Annotated in this window: 14 protein-coding genes; all 14 read right to left on the bottom strand. The window is 62.0% G+C overall.

Annotation, left to right across the window (positions count from 1 at the left end; translation table 11 throughout):
- Nucleotides 1–162 precede the first annotated feature (162 nt).
- On the bottom strand, nt 163–600 hold the full coding sequence (dtd, locus tag ACP7BX_RS19620) for a D-aminoacyl-tRNA deacylase (RefSeq protein WP_033897726.1): 438 nt from the start codon (nt 598–600) through the stop codon (nt 163–165).
- The gene (pip, locus tag ACP7BX_RS19615) at nt 597–1,568 is read right to left on the bottom strand and encodes a prolyl aminopeptidase (RefSeq protein WP_033897725.1); all 972 of its coding nucleotides are present in this window, start codon (nt 1,566–1,568) and stop codon (nt 597–599) included. Before pip ends, dtd begins: the two co-directional genes overlap by 4 nt.
- Nucleotides 1,569–1,671: 103 nt before the next feature.
- Entirely contained in the window at nt 1,672–2,607 is a 936-nt protein-coding gene (locus ACP7BX_RS19610; protein WP_426129405.1) for an alpha/beta hydrolase, read from the bottom strand.
- On the bottom strand, nt 2,604–3,536 hold the full coding sequence (locus tag ACP7BX_RS19605) for a choline ABC transporter substrate-binding protein (RefSeq protein WP_426129407.1): 933 nt from the start codon (nt 3,534–3,536) through the stop codon (nt 2,604–2,606). The genes ACP7BX_RS19610 and ACP7BX_RS19605 overlap by 4 nt, the downstream gene beginning before the upstream one ends.
- Before the next feature lie 189 nt (nt 3,537–3,725).
- A complete protein-coding gene (hutG, locus tag ACP7BX_RS19600) occupies nt 3,726–4,526 on the bottom strand; it encodes an N-formylglutamate deformylase (protein ID WP_426129409.1) in 801 nt (266 codons plus the stop codon).
- Nucleotides 4,527–4,538: 12 nt separating this feature from the next.
- Nucleotides 4,539–5,744, bottom strand: coding sequence for an imidazolonepropionase (gene hutI, locus ACP7BX_RS19595; RefSeq protein ID WP_269132589.1), 1,206 nt, complete (start codon nt 5,742–5,744; stop codon nt 4,539–4,541).
- Nucleotides 5,745–5,759: 15 nt separating this feature from the next.
- Entirely contained in the window at nt 5,760–7,166 is a 1,407-nt protein-coding gene (locus ACP7BX_RS19590; RefSeq protein WP_314524557.1) for an amino acid permease, read from the bottom strand.
- Nucleotides 7,167–7,326: 160 nt separating this feature from the next.
- Complete coding sequence (hutH, locus tag ACP7BX_RS19585; RefSeq protein WP_426129412.1) at nt 7,327–8,865, bottom strand: histidine ammonia-lyase; 1,539 nt, start codon at nt 8,863–8,865, stop codon at nt 7,327–7,329.
- Nucleotides 8,866–8,897: 32 nt separating this feature from the next.
- Nucleotides 8,898–10,406 (bottom strand): histidine ammonia-lyase, encoded by a 1,509-nt coding sequence (gene hutH, locus ACP7BX_RS19580; RefSeq protein ID WP_426129414.1) that lies wholly within the window; start codon nt 10,404–10,406, stop codon nt 8,898–8,900.
- Nucleotides 10,407–10,551: 145 nt separating this feature from the next.
- Complete coding sequence (locus tag ACP7BX_RS19575; RefSeq protein ID WP_050572407.1) at nt 10,552–11,376, bottom strand: quaternary amine ABC transporter ATP-binding protein; 825 nt, start codon at nt 11,374–11,376, stop codon at nt 10,552–10,554.
- Nucleotides 11,373–12,224, bottom strand: coding sequence for an ABC transporter permease (locus ACP7BX_RS19570; RefSeq protein WP_028615386.1), 852 nt, complete (start codon nt 12,222–12,224; stop codon nt 11,373–11,375). The genes ACP7BX_RS19575 and ACP7BX_RS19570 overlap by 4 nt, the downstream gene beginning before the upstream one ends.
- A 71-nt stretch (nt 12,225–12,295) precedes the next feature.
- Entirely contained in the window at nt 12,296–13,261 is a 966-nt protein-coding gene (locus ACP7BX_RS19565; protein WP_033897718.1) for an ABC transporter substrate-binding protein, read from the bottom strand.
- 69 nt (nt 13,262–13,330) lie between these two features.
- Nucleotides 13,331–14,776: a cytosine permease gene (locus ACP7BX_RS19560; RefSeq protein ID WP_314524550.1), complete on the bottom strand. Its 1,446-nt coding sequence runs from the start codon at nt 14,774–14,776 to the stop codon at nt 13,331–13,333.
- A gap of 43 nt (nt 14,777–14,819) precedes the next feature.
- Nucleotides 14,820–16,505 carry a urocanate hydratase gene (gene hutU / locus ACP7BX_RS19555; protein ID WP_016979142.1) on the bottom strand — a complete coding sequence of 562 codons (1,686 nt, stop codon included), beginning with the start codon at nt 16,503–16,505 and terminating at the stop codon, nt 14,820–14,822.
- Between the last annotated feature and the right edge of the window lie 177 nt (nt 16,506–16,682).

Below are 16,682 nucleotides of genomic sequence, written 5' to 3'. Positions count from 1 at the left end.
GGTTGTCGGACAAGTCTCTACCTAAGTCAAAAATGGACCAAACAACGCTGATCCCCGTAGCGCGCGATTATCTAGTAGCCCGCGAAACAACGCATCAGGGATAACGAAGTATTTGTAGCGAAACCCTGCGTTTTTAGGCATTAAAAGTCGTTTTTAATACATTCACGTCTGCAAGAGGAAGGTCACAGGGCCATCATTGACCAAATGCACCTGCATATCGGCGCCAAAACGCCCCGACGCCACCTTGCCATGCAATTGTTGCGCTTGTAACAGCAAGTGATCAAAAAGCGCCGCTCCCAGAGCCGGCGGGGCCGCTGTGGAGAAGCTTGGCCGCAGCCCGCTCTTGGTATCCGCCGCCAAGGTGAACTGCGACACCAGCAGCAAACCGCCGTCGATATCCTTCAACGACCGGTTCATCTTGCCTTCGTCGTCGCTGAACACCCGATAGTTCAACAGCTTGTGTAACAGCTTATCGGCACTCTCCGGCGTATCCGCAGGCTCGACGGCCACCAGCACCAGCAACCCCTGGTCGATGGCGCCGACGATTTCGCCCGCGACCTCGACCCGGGCGCCGCGCACCCGTTGCAGCAGGCCCTTCATGCTTCTTCGGGCGGCAGGTCGAGCAATCGACGTGCCATCTGGCTGGTCGCCCGCACCAAGGCATCGGTGATGCCGGGTTCGGACGCGGCATGGCCGGCCTCGCGAATCACCTGCAACTCACTGTTGGGCCACGCCTGGTGCAACTCCCAAGCGTTATCCAAAGTGCAAATCATATCGTAGCGCCCGTGAATGATTACGCCAGGCAGATGGGCGATCTTGTGCATATCGCGGATCAGCTGGTTGGGCTCCAGGAACGAATTGTTGGTGAAGTAGTGGCACTCGATCCGCGCGATGGACAGGGCGCGTTGTGGCTCGGAAAACCGCTCCACATGCTGCGGGCTCGGGCACAGGCCGAGCATGCGCCCTTCCCAACCGGACCAGGCCTTGGCCGCGTGCATCTGGGCGATCTGGTCGTTGCCGGTGAGGCGTTTGTGGTAGGCCGCGATCATGTCGTGACGCTCTTCCGGCGGGATCGGCGCGATGTAGTCCTGCCAGTAGTCCGGGAACAGGCGGCTCGCGCCTTCCTGGTAGAACCAATGGATGTCCTGCGGCCGGGCCAGGAAAATGCCGCGCACGATCAGGCCGAGCACACGCTCGGGATGGGTTTGCGCGTAGGCCAGTGACAGGGTCGAGCCCCACGAACCGCCGAACAGCACCCATTTGTCGATGCCCAGGTGCTCGCGGATGCGCTCAAGGTCGGCGACCAGGTCCCAGGTGGTGTTGTTTTCCAGGCTGGCGCGCGGGGTGGAGCGCCCGCAGCCACGCTGGTCGAAGGTGACGATGCGGTACAGGTTAGGGTCGAAATAGCAACGGCTCTGGGCATCACAACCGGAACCCGGGCCACCATGGATAAAGACGACGGGCAAGCCTTCGGGGGAGCCACTTTCATCGACGTACAGCGTGTGGATGTCATCGACGGCCAGATCGTGCCGGGCGTGGGGTTTGATCTGCGGGAACCAAGTCTGCATTGCGCGCTCCGTAAGGGGTCGGGTTCATCCCTGGGGGGACGTCTTTTATTTTGCCGTCTGGCACTATAAACCCGAATTGTGCAATGAGCATGTCCTAGAGCACTTAGACCTGTGTCAGCCCTTCGCTCCCCAGGTAGTCCAGCAGGTAGTCGTAGAGCCGGTCCACTTCCGGCGCTTGCCGCCGCGCCCGCAGGCAGCCGTGTACCAGGCCTTTGCCGGGATACAGCACGGCGGCCACGCCTGCCGCCTGCAGACGTTCGGCGTAGAGCATGCCGTCGTCGCGCAGCGGGTCGAACTGGGCCACGGCGATGAACGCCTTGGGCAAACCGCTGAAGTCTGCGGCCAGCAGCGGCATGGCGTAGGGCGACGGTTTGCCGCCGCCCTGCAGGTACAGCGCCAGGTAGCCATCGGTGTCGGCGCTGCTGAGCAAGGGCGCGTCCATGCAGTCACGCCGCGATGGCAAGTCGCAGGGGCCGCCCAACCCCGGATAGATCAAGACCTGGGCTCGCGGTAACGGTTGCCCGTCGTCACGTAATCCCATACACAATGCTGCCGCCAGGTTGCCGCCTGCACTGTCGCCCATGACCACCAGGCGCCGAAGGTCGATGGCATACGGCGCGTGCCTCGCCTGGATGGCGTGCCACACGGCGCGACAATCCTCATAAGCGGCCGGGAACGGGTGTTCGGGCGCCAGCCGGTAATCGATGGCGATCACCAACACCTGCAACGTCGTAGCCAGTTCGAAGCAGATGAAATCGTGGGAATCCAGCCCGCCGACGACCCAACCGCCGCCATGCATATAAAGGAGGCAAGGCCAGCCATCAGCAGGAGCCGGCGAGGCCGGCAGATAACTGCGCACGCCGACGCCAGCCAAGGTCAAGTCCTCGACCTGCAAGCCTTCGGGTTTCGCCGGGGTGAATGTCCGGCACATGCGGTCATAGTTTTGGCGCAACCCCGCCAGCGACGAGTCGTCGCTGGTGAAGGACTCCGTCTTCTCCACGAACGCTGCCAGTTCTGGCGAGATCGGGTATCGACTCATTTAAGACTCGCCTGCACTGCCGCCGCCCCATCGCTGCCATCGAACGCCTTGACCCCAGCCAGCCAGCGCTGCAAATCCTCGGGGTGATCACGCAGCCATTGCTTGGCCACGTCCTGCGGCGATTTGCGCTCCATGATCGGCACCATCAACTGGCTTTCCTGGGCGGCAGTGAAGGTGAGGTTTTCCAACAGGCGATTGGCGTTGGGGCAGCGCTCGGCAAAATCCGGCGCGGTGACGGTGGAGACGGTGGCGCGGCCTTCGTCGGGGCCGAATACGTCTTCACTGCCGGTGAGATAGGCCATTTTCATATTGATGTTCATCGGGTGCGGGGTCCAACCGACGAACACCACGAATTCCTTGCGATTCACCGCGCGCTGCACCGCTGCCAGCATCCCGGCTTCACCGGAGGCAACCAACTTGAAGCCGCCAAGGCCGAAGCGGTTGGTGTCGATCATTTTCTGGATATCGGTGTTGGCACCGCTGCCCGGCTCGATGCCATAGATCTTGCCGCCGAGCTTGTCCTTGAAGCGGGCGATATCGGCGAAGGTCTTCAAACCCGCATCCGCCACGTATTGCGGCACGGCCAGGGTGGCCTGGGCGTCGGCGAGGCTCGGTGTATCGAATACTTTGACCTGCTTGGCCGCCAGGAACGGCGCGATGTTGTTGTCCATCGCCGGTTTCCAGTAACCGAGGAAGATATCCAGGCGCTTGTCGCGGATGCCGGCAAAGATGATCTGCTGCACGGCGCTGGTCTGCTTGCTGTCGTAGCCGAGGCCATTGAGCAGCACGTCGGCCATGCCGGAAGTGGCGACCACGTCGGTCCAACTGACCACGCCCATGCGGATGTTCTTGCAGGAGGCCGGTTCGGCGGCCATGGCGTGTGCACTGAACAGTGCGGCGCCGATAAGGCTCAACAAGGTTTTTTGCATGGGGGCGGTCTCACTTGGCTGTTGTTATTCCACAACCTTAACCAGTGGGGCCTGGGTCAACACGAACTGGGGCGACGGGCAGTTGCACTGGGGCGACTGTGCGGCCGTCATCGCGGGCAAGCCCGCTCCCACATTTTGACCGTGTAAACGCGATCCAATGTGGGAGCTGGCTTGCCTGCGATGGCTATTTCAGCCGTAACGCTGTTGCCCCCAGGCTAACAACCCTTCGAGCAATTGCTTCAGCACCACCCGCGTCGGCTTGGCCAGATCCGCTCGATACCGGAACGGCTCGAACTCTTCCATATAGGCGCTCTGGCACAGCTCCAGCTGCACCGCGTGGATATCCTGGGCCGGGTCACCGTAATGCCGGGTGATATGGCCGCCCTTGAAACGCCCGTTCAAGACATGGGTGTACTGCGGATACGCCGCGCAAACGGCTTCCAACTGGCTGGCCAGCTCCGGATCACAGGCGGCGCCGTTGAAGGTGCCAAGGTTGAAGTCCGGCAGTTTGCCTTCAAACAGATGCGGGATGACCGAGCGGATCGAGTGCGCATCGAACAGCAAGGCGTAGCCGAACTCGGCCTTGAGCCGCGCCAGTTCTTCCTGCAGCGTGCGGTGATACGGGCCCCAAATTTTCTGCAAGTAACTGGCGCGCTCGGTCTCGTTCGGCTCCAGCCCCTCGCGGAACAAGGGTACGCCGTCGAACAGCGTCGCCGGATACAGCCCGGTGGTGGCGCCGACATACAGCGGCTTGTCGTCGGATGGCCGGTTCAGGTCGATCACAAATCGGGAATATTCTGCCGACAAAGTGCTGGCACCCAGTTCCTCGGCAAAGTCATACAGCGTGGGGATATGCCAATCGGTGTCCGGCAGGCTTTGCGCCTCGGGAATCAACCCCGCCTCGACAGCAGGCGTCAGGCGCAGGCCGGCGTGGGGCATGCTGATCAGCAGCGGCACACGGCCTTGTTTGAAGTTCAGAACCTTATCCACGAACAGTACTCCTCAAACAGTGACGTCGACGCCATGGCGCACGACGCGTTTATCCAGCTCGCCGCCCAGCCAATAGGCCAGGTCGGCAGGACGATCAATCTGCCAGGCGACGAAGTCCGCGACCTTGCCCACTTCAAGGGAGCCGTGGCTGTCGCCCATGCCCAGTGCGGTCGCCGCATGTTGAGTGGCGCCCGCCAAGGCTTCTTCCGGGGTCATGCGGAACAGTGTGCAGGCCATGTTCAGCATCAGGCGCACCGACAGCGCCGGCGAGGTGCCGGGGTTGAGGTCGCTGGCGATGGCGATTTTCACGCCGTGCTTGCGCAGGGCGTCCATCGGCGGCAACTGGGTTTCGCGCAGGAAGTAGAACGCGCCCGGCAGCAGCACCGCGACGGTGCCGGCAGCGGCCATGGCGATGGCGTCTTCTTCGGTCATGAACTCCAGGTGGTCCGCCGACAGCGCCTGGTAGCGCGCCGCCAGGCTGGAGCCGTGCAGCGACGAGAGTTGCTCGGCGTGCAGTTTCACCGGCAGGCCGAGTTGCCGGGCAACCTTGAACACGCGCTCCACCTGCTCGGTGGAAAACGCCAGGTATTCACAAAACGCATCCACCGCGTCCACCAGCCCTTCCGCCGCCAAGGCCGGCAGCATTTCGGCGCAGATGTGCTCGATGTAGTCGTCGGCGCGGTCCTTGTATTCCGGCGGCAAAGCGTGGGCCGCCAGGCACGTGGCGCGCACGCTGACCGGCAGCGCTTCACCGAGGCGACGGGCGACGCGCAGCATCTTGCGTTCGTTGGCCAGGTCCAGACCGTAGCCGGACTTGATCTCCACGGTGGTCACGCCATCGCGTAGCAGACTGCGCAGGCGTTTTTCAGCGCTGGCAAACAGCTCATCTTCCGTCGCGGCACGGGTGGCGCGCACGGTGCTGGCAATACCGCCGCCCTTGGCCGCGATCTCGGCGTAGCTCACGCCTTCGAGGCGTTGCTCGAACTCGCCGCTGCGGTTGCCGCCGAACACCGTGTGGGTGTGGCAGTCGATCAGCCCGGGGGTGACCCACGCGCCTTGCAGGTCATGCACCTGGGCGTAATCCGCCGTGGGCGCCTGGCTGCGGGGGCCGATCCACTCGATGAGCGAACCGACGGTCACCATGGCGGCATCCTCGATGATCGAGTATTTGCCCTGTGCCATGGTTGCGACGTGGCAGTGTTGCCAAAGCGTTTTCATCAACGCCTCCCTAGATTAACGATGAGACAAAGCCGGGTCGTAATGGACCTTGGCCGCTTGCCCGGCAGCGGGCTTGACCCACAGCAGGTAAGCCACCACCAGCAGCACGATCCACACAGCACCGACCAGCAAAGCGGCCTGGGTGTCCGGGAAGTAACCCAACACGCCAAACACGAACAGCATGAACACAATGGCGGCCGCCGGCGCATAGGGCCAGAACGGCACGGGGAATTTCAGTTCGGCCACCTGCTCTTTAGTCATCGAACGGCGCATGGCGACCTGGGTGAACAGGATCATCAGCCACACCCACACGGTGGCGAAGGTGGCAATCGAGGCGATCAGCAGGAACACGTTTTCCGGGATCAGGTAGTTGAGCACCACACCGCCGAGCAGCGCCGCGCCCATCACCACCACGGTCATCCACGGCACGCCGTGCTTGGACAACTGCGCAAAGCCTTTGGGCGCCTGCCCTTGCTGGGCCAGGCCGTACATCATGCGGCCGGCGCCGAAGATGTCGCTGTTGATCGCCGAAACGGCCGCCGAGATCACCACGATATTGAGAATGGTCGCCGCCGAGCCGATGCCCAAGTTGCTGAAGATCTGCACAAACGGGCTGCCCTGGCTGCCGATTTGCGGCCATGGATAAATGGCCATCAGCACAAACAAGGTCAGCACGTAGAACAACAGGATGCGCAGCGGCACCGCGTTGATCGCCTTGGGGATCACGCGCTGTGGGTCCTTGGCTTCGCCGGCGGTGATGCCGATGATTTCGATGCCGCCAAAGGCGAACATCACCACCGCGAACGAGGCGATCAGGCCGCCGATGCCATTAGGCATGAAGCCGCCGTGGGCCCACAGGTTGCTGAGGCCGCTGGCCTGGGTTTCACCGGCCGAATGAATGCCAAACAGCATGATGCCGAACCCGCCGAGGATCATCGCCACGATGGCGCCGACCTTGAGCAGCGACAGCCAGAACTCCATTTCGCCAAACACTTTGACGTTGCACAGGTTCAGGCCGCCGATCAAAAACACAATGCCGAGCACCCAGACCCAACGCGCGACGTCGGGAAACCAGAAGCCCATGTAGATACCGAAGGCGGTGACGTCGGCCAGGCAGACGATGATCATTTCAAAGGCGTAGGTCCACCCGAGGACGAACCCGGCCATAGGGCCAAGGTAAGTGCTGGCGTACTGGCCGAAGGAGCCGGAAACCGGATTGTGCACGGCCATTTCGCCGAGGGCGCGCATCACCATGAACACGGCGGCGCCGCCGATCAGGTAGGCCAGCAGCACGGCCGGGCCGGCCATTTGGATGGCGGAGGCAGAGCCATAGAACAGCCCGGTGCCGATCGCGGAACCGAGTGCCATGAAGCGAATATGTCGGGCGCTGAGCCCGCGTTTCAAACCCTTTTCCTGATGCATTTCTCGTCCCTAATTATTTTTATCCTGAGAAAGTTTTGCGCTGCGAACGCTCAACTGTGGGAGCTGGCTTGCCTGCGATGGCGGTGTATCAGTCACCCACTTTTTAACTGACAGATAGCTATCGCAGGCAAGCCAGCTCCCACCTGGATCTGCGTCAGCCTTAGAGACTCGGCAGCAGCTTGGCCGGCACCAGCTCATTCAGGCAGCGGCTGGCCAACAACTCGCTGGCGGCGTTGATGTCCGGTGCAAAGAAACGGTCCTTCTCATAGAACGCCACTTTATCGCGCAGAATCCCGCGCGCTTTTTCCAGCGCAGGCGAGGTTTTCAGGCCTTCGCGCAGGTCCAGGCCCTGGCACGCGGCCAGCCACTCCACGGCGAGAACGCCACGGGTGTTCTCGGCCATTTCCCACAGCCGCTTGCCCGCAGCCGGGGCCATCGAAACGTGGTCTTCCTGATTGGCCGAGGTCGGCAGACTGTCGACGCTATGGGGATGGGCCAGCGCCTTGTTCTCGCTGGCGAGCGCGGCGGCAGTCACCTGGGCGATCATGAAGCCGGAGTTCACACCGCCATTGCCCACCAGGAACGGCGGCAATTGCGACATGTGCTTATCCATCATCAGCGAGATACGACGCTCGCTGAGCGAACCGATTTCAGCGATGGCCAGCGCCATGTTGTCGGCCGCCATGGCCACCGGTTCGGCGTGGAAGTTACCGCCGGAAATCACGTCACCTTCGGCGGCAAAGACCAGCGGGTTATCCGATACGGCGTTGGCTTCTACCACCAGCACCTCGGCGGCCTGGCGGAATTGCGTCAGGCACGCGCCCATGACTTGCGGCTGGCAACGCAGCGAATACGGGTCCTGAACCTTGTCGCAGTTCTGGTGCGACTGAGACACCTGGCTGCTTTCACCCAGCAGGTGACGATAGGCCGCCGCCGAATCGATCTGCCCACGCTGGCCGCGTGCGGCATGAATGCGTGCGTCGAACGGTGAGCGCGAACCCAGCACCGCTTCCACGGTGAGCGCGCCACATGCCAGGGCACCGGCGAACAGGTCTTCGCCTTCGAACAGGCCACGCAGGGCGTACGCGGTGGACACCTGGGTGCCGTTGAGCAGCGCCAGGCCTTCTTTGGCGGCGAGGGTCAGCGGCGTCAGGCCGGCGACCTTCAGCGCTTCGGTGGCTTCCAGCCATTCGCCCTTGTAGCGCGCCTTGCCTTCGCCCAGCAGCACCAGGGACATGTGCGCCAAGGGCGCCAGGTCGCCGGACGCACCGACTGAACCTTTCAGCGGAATATGCGGGTACACCTCGGCGTTGATCAGCGCGATCAGCGCGTCGATCACCTGCCGGCGGATCCCGGAGAACCCACGGCTGAGGCTGTTGACCTTGAGTACCATGACCAGCCGCACCAGCGCATCGCTGATCGGCTCACCGACACCGGCGGCGTGGGACAGCACCAGGGAACGCTGGAGGTTTTCCAGGTCAACACTTGCGATGCGGGTCGAGGCCAGCAGGCCGAAACCGGTGTTGATGCCGTAGGCGGTGCGGTTCTCGGCGAGAATCTGCTCCACGCAAGCAACACTGGCGTCGATCTGCGTCGTGGCGCTGTCATCCAGACTGAGGGTTACCGGCTGCTGGTAGATGGCTCGCAGTTGGGCAAGGCTCAGTTGGCCTGGAATCAGGTTTAGCGCAGTCACATTCATACTCCTTTTGAATTGTTCTTTTGAATAAGGCTTCAGTGCAAATTCGGTAAGTCGGTGCTTTTGAGCAGTTGGGCAGCGGCCGCAATGTCCGGCGCCAGCCAGCGGTCCTGCTCGTAGGCCGGGACCACTTCACGCAACAGGCGCCAGGCGCGGTCAGTGCCAGCGCCAAAGCGTTGGTCCTTGAGGAACTCGAACGCCTGGGCCGCCAGCAAGTACTCGATGGCGAGGATCTGCGTCACGTTGGCCAACACCTGGTGCAGCTTGAGCGCGGCATTGGTGCCCATGCTCAGGTGGTCTTCCTGCAAGCCCGAGGTGACAAAGTTGTCGAGCACCGCTGGTTGAGCCAATTGGCGGTTTTGCCCACACAGCGAAGCGGCGACGTACTGCACGATCATCATCCCGGAGTTGACCCCAGGGTTGCTCACCAGAAACGCCGGCAAGCCGCTGACGTGCGGGTTGATCAAGCGGTCCAGGCGGCGTTCGGCCACCGAGCCGATCTCGGCCATGGCGATGGCGAGCATGTCCGCCGCCAGAGCCACGGATTGTCCGTGGGGGTTGGCCTGGGACACCACGCGGTAATGGTCCGGCGTGCCGAGTACCAGCGGGTTGTCGGTGGCGCTGTTAAGTTCGGTCTCTATCTGGCGGGTGGCGTGCTCCACCTGGTCGCGGGCCGCGCCGTGGATCTGCGGGATCGAACGGATGCTCAAGGCGTCCTGGGTGCGAATGCCCTTGCTGCTGGCGATCACTTCACTGCCATCGAGCAAGGCGCGCAGGTTGATGCCGACGTGTTGCATGCCAGGGTGCGGTTTTAAGGCGATGATCTCTTCGTCAAACGCGTCGATCTGGCCGCGCTGGGCTTCAAAACTCATGGCGCCGATCACGTCGGCCCACTGCAGCAAGTGATGGGCGTCGGCCAGGGCGAGGCAGCTCAGGCCGGTCATGCACGGCGTGCCGTTGACCAGGCACAGGCCGTCCTTGGCGCCGAGCACGACCGGGTGCAAACCTTCCGCGCTTAACGCCTCTTGAGCCGGAACGATGCGGCCTCGGTAACTCACATTGCCCACGCCCAACAAGGCCACGCCCACATGGGCCATGTGGGTCAGGTAACCCACCGAACCCTGGGACGGCACTTGCGGTGTGATGCCGTGGTTGAGCAACGCCAGCAACGAGTGCACCACCTGCGGATGCAGGCCGGATTTGCCGTGGCTGTAGTTGATGATCGCCGCGCAGATGATCGCGCGGGTCTGCTCGTCGCTCAACACCGGGCCAACGCCACAGGCATGGCTCAACAAGGTATTGCGCGACAGCTGGCTGAGTTGCTCACCCGCAAGCGACACATTGCACAGCGCGCCCAGGCCGGTGTTCACGCCATAGGCGCGCTCACCGCTGGTGACAATGCGTTGCACGATGGCCTGGGCATTGTCGATGCGCGCCCAGGCCTGGCCCGAGAGTTCAAGCACCGCGCCGTGGCGGGCGACGGCGACGACGTCCTGCCAGCGCAGTGGCGTATCGGCGATGGTAATTTTTGTTGCCTGGGACATCTTCATACCTTCTTCAATTCTTGTGCAGCTTTACCGGCCTATTCGCGGGCAAGCCCGCTCCCACATTTGATCGGGTTCACACACTTCAAATGTGGGAGCCGGGCTTGCCCGCGATAGCGCCAGCCGGTTCACCACATAATTCGGATCAGACCACCGCCGCCCGCCGCTGAACGAACCGATCCACATATTCATCCGCCGGCGAATGCAGGATCTCCCGAGGGGTGCCGACCTGGATCAGCTTGCCGTCCTTGAGGATCGCAATGCGGTTGCCGATGCGCACGGCCTCGTCGAGGTCGTGGGTGATGAACACGATGGTTTTGTGCAGGGTCTTTTGCAGCTCCAGCAACTGGTCCTGCATCTCGGCGCGGATCAGTGGGTCGAGTGCACTGAAAGCCTCGTCCATCAGGATGATGTCGGTGTCGGCCGCCAAGGCGCGGGCCAGGCCGACGCGCTGGCGCATGCCGCCGGAGAGCTGGTGCGGGTATTTGTTTTCGTAGCCCTTGAGGCCCACGGTTTCGATCCAGTGCAGGGCGCGTTCGGCGCAGACCTGCTTGGTTTCGCCACGCACTTTCAGGCCGTAGGCGACGTTGTCGAGCACGCTCTTGTGGGGCAGCAGGCCGAAGCTCTGGAACACCATGCTGATCTTGTGCCGACGAAATTGGCGCAGGGCTTCCATGTCCAGTTGCAGGATGTCTTCGCCGTCCACCAGGATCGCGCCGCTGGTGGGGTCGATCAAGCGGTTGAAGTGACGCACCAGCGTGGACTTGCCGGAACCCGACAGGCCCATGATCACGAAGATCTCGCCAGTGCCGATGCTCAGAGACAAATCGTTAACGCCGACCACGCAGCCGGTCTCGGCCAGCACCTGGTCCTTGGTCTTGCCCTGGCCGATCAGCGACAGCGCATCCTTGGAGCGGGCGCCGAAGATCTTGAAGACGTTTTTAACTTCGATTTTGCTGACAGTAGTCATTTGCTCGCCTCATGCCGTGGACGACCATAGGCCTGGGTAATGCGGTCGATGACCACTGCGAGAATCACAATCGCCAGCCCGGCTTCGAGGCCACGGCCGACGTTGAGGGTCTGGATGCCGACGAGCACGTCTTCACCCAAGCCTCGGGCGCCGATCATCGAGGCGATCACCACCATCGACAGCGCCATCATGGTGGTCTGGTTGATCCCGGCCATGATGCTCGGCAACGCCAGCGGCAGTTGCACGCCGAACAGTTGCTGCCAGCGGTTGGCACCAAAGGCGTTGATGGCTTCCATGACTTCGCCGTCGACCTGGCGAATCCCTAAGTCGGTGAGGCGGATCAGCGGCGGCGCGGCGTAGATCACGGTGGCGAAAATCGCCGGGACCTTGCCCAGACCGAACAGCATCAGCACGGGGATCAGGTACACGAAACTCGGCATGGTCTGCATGATGTCGAGCAGTGGCATCAGCACCGAGCGCAGGCGATTGCTGCGTGCGGACAGAATGCCCAGTGGAATGCCGATCAGCACCGAAATCACCGTGGCGACCATCATCAAGGCCAGGGTCTGCATCAGCTTGTCCCACAGGCCAACCGCGCCCACCAAGAACAGCAAACCGACGATCACCGCCGTGGTCACCACCTTGCGGGTGGCGTGCCAGGCGACGCCGCCGACGATGGCCAGCATCAGCCACCAGGGCGCTGCGCGCAGCAGCCCTTCCAGGTTGACGATGGCCCATAGCAGGGTGTCGGAAATGTGCCGGAACACATCACCGTAGTTGGTGACCAATGAGTCCACCCAACCGTTGACCCAGTCGGCGATGGAAAACGTAAAACTCTCAGGAAACATATCGTGCTCTCGATCCAGTGGGTTGTGGCCAGGCGCCCAGCTGCCCCTCAGGGTAGCCGGGCACGCTTGACCTACAAGGCCGCGTCGATTTTCTTGGCTGCGTCGTCGCTCACCCAGGCGTGCCAGACTTCAGGATGTTCCTTGAGGAAAATTTTCGCCAGTTTTGGCGACTCAATTCGCTCCTTGGCCATGCGACCCAGGTTCTGGTTCAGCAGGTCGATCGGCAGGTTGACCTTTTCCAGCACGGCCACCAGTTCCGGGGCTTGCTCGTGGAAGGTCTTGGACAGGCCGACCTTGATGCTCACGCTCTTATCCACACCGGGTTTTTCTTCCAGCTTGACCAGGTCGACCTGGCCCATCAGCGGGGTGGGCGACCAGTAGTAGAACAGGATCGGCTCGCCACGCTTGTAGCTCGACAACACCGCTGCATCCAACGCCGGGCCGGTGCCTGGGCGGAAGTTGGTGTAGGAATTTTCCAGGCCGTAGCTTTTCAGCATTTCGCTGTTGTCCAGCTCGCAGGTCCAACCGGCCGGGCAGTTGTAGAAACGGCCTTTGGAGGGCTCTTCCTGGTCCTTGAACACCGAGGCGTACTTGGCCAGGTCAGCAATGTTTTTCAGGTCGGGGGCCTTGGCTTCCAGCTTGCGTTTGGCATCGCCTTCGATCACATAACGCGGCACGTACCAGCCTTCGATGGCACCGACTACCGGGGCGCCGACGCCGACGACTTTGCCGGCCTTCTCGGCCTTGTTCCAGACCTCACTGCGGCCCACCCACTCTTCGGCGAAGATCTGGATGTCGTTGCTGCTCAGGGCGTTTTCCATGGTGATGGAGTTGCCCGGCAGGCTGTCGGTTTTGCAGTCGTAGCCTTTTTCCAGCACGGTTTGCAGGATGTCGGTGAGCAACATGCCGCTTTCCCAGTTCAGGCCTGCGAATTTCACCGGCTTGCCGGATTCGCACCAGCCGGCCGCCTGGGCGCCAGCGCTTGCCAGCAAACCTGCAGAGAGCAGGGTGGCCATCAGGGTCTTATGCATTTTCATTGTTGTGACGCTCCCAATCTTGAAATGGATTACGGCAGTCAGTAGGCATCCTGCCCTGTCCACGTCCCATCAGGCTTGTGTCGCCAGCCCGTTTGTTCTTGGTATAGCGCCCTGCTCTGTTGGCAGGATCAGTTGATCGGGCACCGTGCCGTGCCATTTTTTCGCACACAGGTAATACAGCGCTGCCGGCAGTACCAGACCGATGATCCAGGAAATGTCCACATCACCCAGCGCGGCCACCAAAGGACCGGTGTAGAACTTGGTGGAGATGAACGGCAATTGCACCAGCACGCCGAACACGTACACGCTGATCCCCAGCAGGTTCCAGCGACCGTAGCGACCGTTCGGATCGGCCAGCGCCGGCACGTCATAACGCTCACGGGTGATGCAGTAGTAGTCCACCAGGTTGATCGCGCTCCAGGGCGTGAAGAACGCCAGCAGGAACAGGATGAAAGACTTGAACGCACCGAGGAACGAATGCTGGCCGAGCAAGGCGATCAAGGTCGCGGTGCCGACAATCGCCAGCACGAACACCAGGCGTTGCAAGCGCGTGACCTCCAGGCGGCCACGGAAGCCGCTGATGATGGTCGCGATGCACATGAAGCTGCCGTAGGAGTTGAGCGTAGAGATGGTGACCTTGCCGAACGCGATGCTGAAATACAGCAGCGCCGCAGTGGCCCCAGTGCCACTCAAGCCGACGATGTAGGCCACTTCGTGACCGGCGAATTGCCCGTTGGACATGGCCGCGGCAAATACGCCGAGGACCATCGCCACCTGCGCGCCAATCACCGAGCCGGCACCGGCGGCGAGAAAGGTTTTTACCGAAGAGGTCTTGCTCGGCAAATAGCGCGAGTAGTCCGCCACGTAAGGGCCGAAAGCGATCTGCCAGGACGCCGCAAGCGACACCGCCAGCAGGAAACTGCTCCAGCTGAAGTGGCGGATCTGCAGGAGTGCGCCCACGTCGGTCTGGCTCATCAGACGGCTGAACAGGTAGACAAAGGCAATCACGCCAATGACGCTGGCAACGCGACCGATGAAGTGGATCACCCGATAACCGAGCACCGTGACCAGCACGATGACACTGGCGAAAATCAAGATGCCGGTGCTGTCGCTGACCCCAAACAACTGGCCCAGCGCCTGACCGGACAATACCGTGCCGGTGGCGGTGAAGCCGAGGTACATCAGGCACACCAACACGATCGGAATCGCGGCGCCATACACGCCAAACTGCACCCGGCTGGAGATCATCTGCGGCAGGCCCAGCTTGGGCCCTTGCGCCGCATGCAACGCCATCACGCCGCCGCCGATCAGTTGACCGACCAACAGGCCGATCAACGACCAGAACACATCACCGCCCAGCACCACGGCCAAGGCCCCGGTGACAATCGCGGTGATCTGCAGGTTGGCACCCATCCACAGGGTGAACTGGCTCAATAGACGACCGTGTCTTTCCGCTTCCGGGATGTAGTCGATCGAACGTTTCTCGATCAACGGGGTGGTGTCATTTGCAGCCATGGATGTTCAACCTCTGATGGATTGTTGTCAGGGGGGTGCTGGCTTACTTGATCATCGGCAGGTTCAAGCCCTGCTCCTTGGCGCAATCAATCGCGATCTGGTAGCCGGCGTCTGCGTGACGCATCACCCCGGTGGCCGGGTCGTTGTGCAGTACTCGGGCAATACGCTCGGCCGCTTCGTCGGTACCGTCGCAGACGATGACCATGCCGGAGTGCTGGGAGAAGCCCATGCCCACGCCGCCGCCGTGGTGCAGCGAAACCCAGGTCGCGCCGCTGGCGGTGTTGAGCAAGGCGTTGAGCAGCGGCCAGTCGGACACGGCGTCGGAGCCGTCCTGCATGGCTTCGGTTTCGCGGTTCGGGCTGGATACCGAGCCGGAGTCCAGGTGGTCACGGCCGATCACTACCGGTGCCGACAGCTCGCCGCTGCGTACCATTTCGTTGAACGCCAGGCCGAGCTTGGCGCGCTGGCCCAGGCCCACCCAGCAGATGCGCGCCGGCAGGCCCTGGAAGCTGATGCGCTCGCGCGCCATGTCCAGCCAGTTGTGCAGGTGAGCGTCATCGGGGATCAGTTCTTTGACCTTGGCGTCGGTCTTGTAGATGTCTTGTGGGTCGCCGGACAGTGCCGCCCAACGGAACGGGCCGATGCCACGGCAAAACAGTGGACGGATATAGGCCGGGACGAAACCTGGGAAGTCGAAGGCGTTTTCCACGCCTTCTTCCTGGGCCATCTGGCGGATGTTGTTGCCGTAGTCGAAGGTCGGGATGCCTTGTTTCTGGAATTCCAGCATGGCTTTGACGTGAACAGCCATCGACTGCTTGGCGGCCTTGATCACAGCAGCCGGCTCGGTCTTGGCGCGGGCGCGGTATTCGTCCCAGGTCCAGCCGGCTGGCAGGTAGCCGTTGAGTGGGTCGTGGGCGCTGGTCTGGTCGGTGACCATGTCCGGGCGCACGCCGCGCTTGACCAGTTCCGGCAGGATTTCTGCGGCGTTACCCAGCAGGGCAATGGAGATGGCCTTGCCTTCTTTGGTGTACTTGGCGATACGCGCCAAAGCATCGTCGAGGTCGGTGGCTTGTTCGTCGACGTAGCGGCTGTTGAGGCGGAAGTCGATGCTGACCTGCTGGCACTCAATGTTCAGCGAGCACGCGCCGGCGAGGGTTGCGGCCAACGGTTGCGCGCCGCCCATGCCGCCGAGACCGGCGGTGAGTACCCAACGGCCAGTCAGGTCGCTGTTGTAATGCTGGCGACCGGCTTCGACGAAGGTTTCGTAGGTGCCTTGGACGATGCCCTGGCTGCCGATGTAGATCCAGCTGCCAGCGGTCATCTGGCCGTACATGGCCAGGCCCTTGGCATCCAGTTCGTTGAAGTGTTCCCAGCTGGCCCAGTGCGGCACCAGGTTGGAGTTGGCGATCAGTACACGCGGGGCATTGCTGTGGGTCTTGAACACGCCGACCGGCTTGCCGGATTGCACCAGCAGGGTTTCGTCGTCATTCAGGTTAGTGAGGCTCTCGACGATCTGGTCGTAGCACTCCCAGTTGCGCGCCGCACGGCCGATACCGCCGTACACCACCAATTCTTTCGGGTTCTCGGCCACTTGTGGGTCGAGGTTGTTCATCAGCATGCGCAGCGGCGCTTCAGTCAGCCAGCTTTTGGCGGTGAGCTTGTTACCGTGGGCGGCACGGATTTCGACGTCGCGGTATTTTGTAGGCTTGGCTTTAGAAAAATCGGTCACTGCTGGACTCCTCGGCACGATGCGCGAACATGGATGGTGCGAAGGAGAGTCTTACGCACACATCTTTACTTGTACATACAAGCATATGCAATCAAGCGGCCAACTTTAGAAAGGCGTCATCGGGATTTTTTGTAAAGGGGTGTGCAAGCCTTGGAAATTGAGGCTTTGAGGCTTGAT

The organism is Pseudomonas sp. DWP3-1-3b3, assembly GCF_049896305.1.
Classification (GTDB): domain Bacteria; phylum Pseudomonadota; class Gammaproteobacteria; order Pseudomonadales; family Pseudomonadaceae; genus Aquipseudomonas; species Aquipseudomonas azotoformans_A.
The sequence above is the reverse complement of the archived record's forward strand: the minus strand, read 5'-3'. Positions and strand labels throughout refer to the sequence as shown.

Bases quoted from the DNA above. Each gene is read 5' to 3' on its own strand.
- dtd (WP_033897726.1), bottom strand. From the start codon at position 600: ATGAAGGGCCTGCTGCAACGGGTGCGCGGCGCCCGGGTCGAGGTCGCG.
- pip (WP_033897725.1), bottom strand. From the start codon at position 1,568: ATGCAGACTTGGTTCCCGCAGATCAAACCCCACGCCCGGCACGATCTG.
- ACP7BX_RS19610 (WP_426129405.1), bottom strand. From the start codon at position 2,607: ATGAGTCGATACCCGATCTCGCCAGAACTGGCAGCGTTCGTGGAGAAG.
- ACP7BX_RS19605 (WP_426129407.1), bottom strand. From the start codon at position 3,536: ATGCAAAAAACCTTGTTGAGCCTTATCGGCGCCGCACTGTTCAGTGCA.
- hutI (WP_269132589.1), bottom strand. From the start codon at position 5,744: ATGAAAACGCTTTGGCAACACTGCCACGTCGCAACCATGGCACAGGGC.
- ACP7BX_RS19590 (WP_314524557.1), bottom strand. From the start codon at position 7,166: ATGCATCAGGAAAAGGGTTTGAAACGCGGGCTCAGCGCCCGACATATT.
- hutH (WP_426129412.1), bottom strand. From the start codon at position 8,865: ATGAATGTGACTGCGCTAAACCTGATTCCAGGCCAACTGAGCCTTGCC.
- hutH (WP_426129414.1), bottom strand. From the start codon at position 10,406: ATGTCCCAGGCAACAAAAATTACCATCGCCGATACGCCACTGCGCTGG.
- ACP7BX_RS19575 (WP_050572407.1), bottom strand. From the start codon at position 11,376: ATGACTACTGTCAGCAAAATCGAAGTTAAAAACGTCTTCAAGATCTTC.
- ACP7BX_RS19570 (WP_028615386.1), bottom strand. From the start codon at position 12,224: ATGTTTCCTGAGAGTTTTACGTTTTCCATCGCCGACTGGGTCAACGGT.
- ACP7BX_RS19565 (WP_033897718.1), bottom strand. From the start codon at position 13,261: ATGAAAATGCATAAGACCCTGATGGCCACCCTGCTCTCTGCAGGTTTG.
- ACP7BX_RS19560 (WP_314524550.1), bottom strand. From the start codon at position 14,776: ATGGCTGCAAATGACACCACCCCGTTGATCGAGAAACGTTCGATCGAC.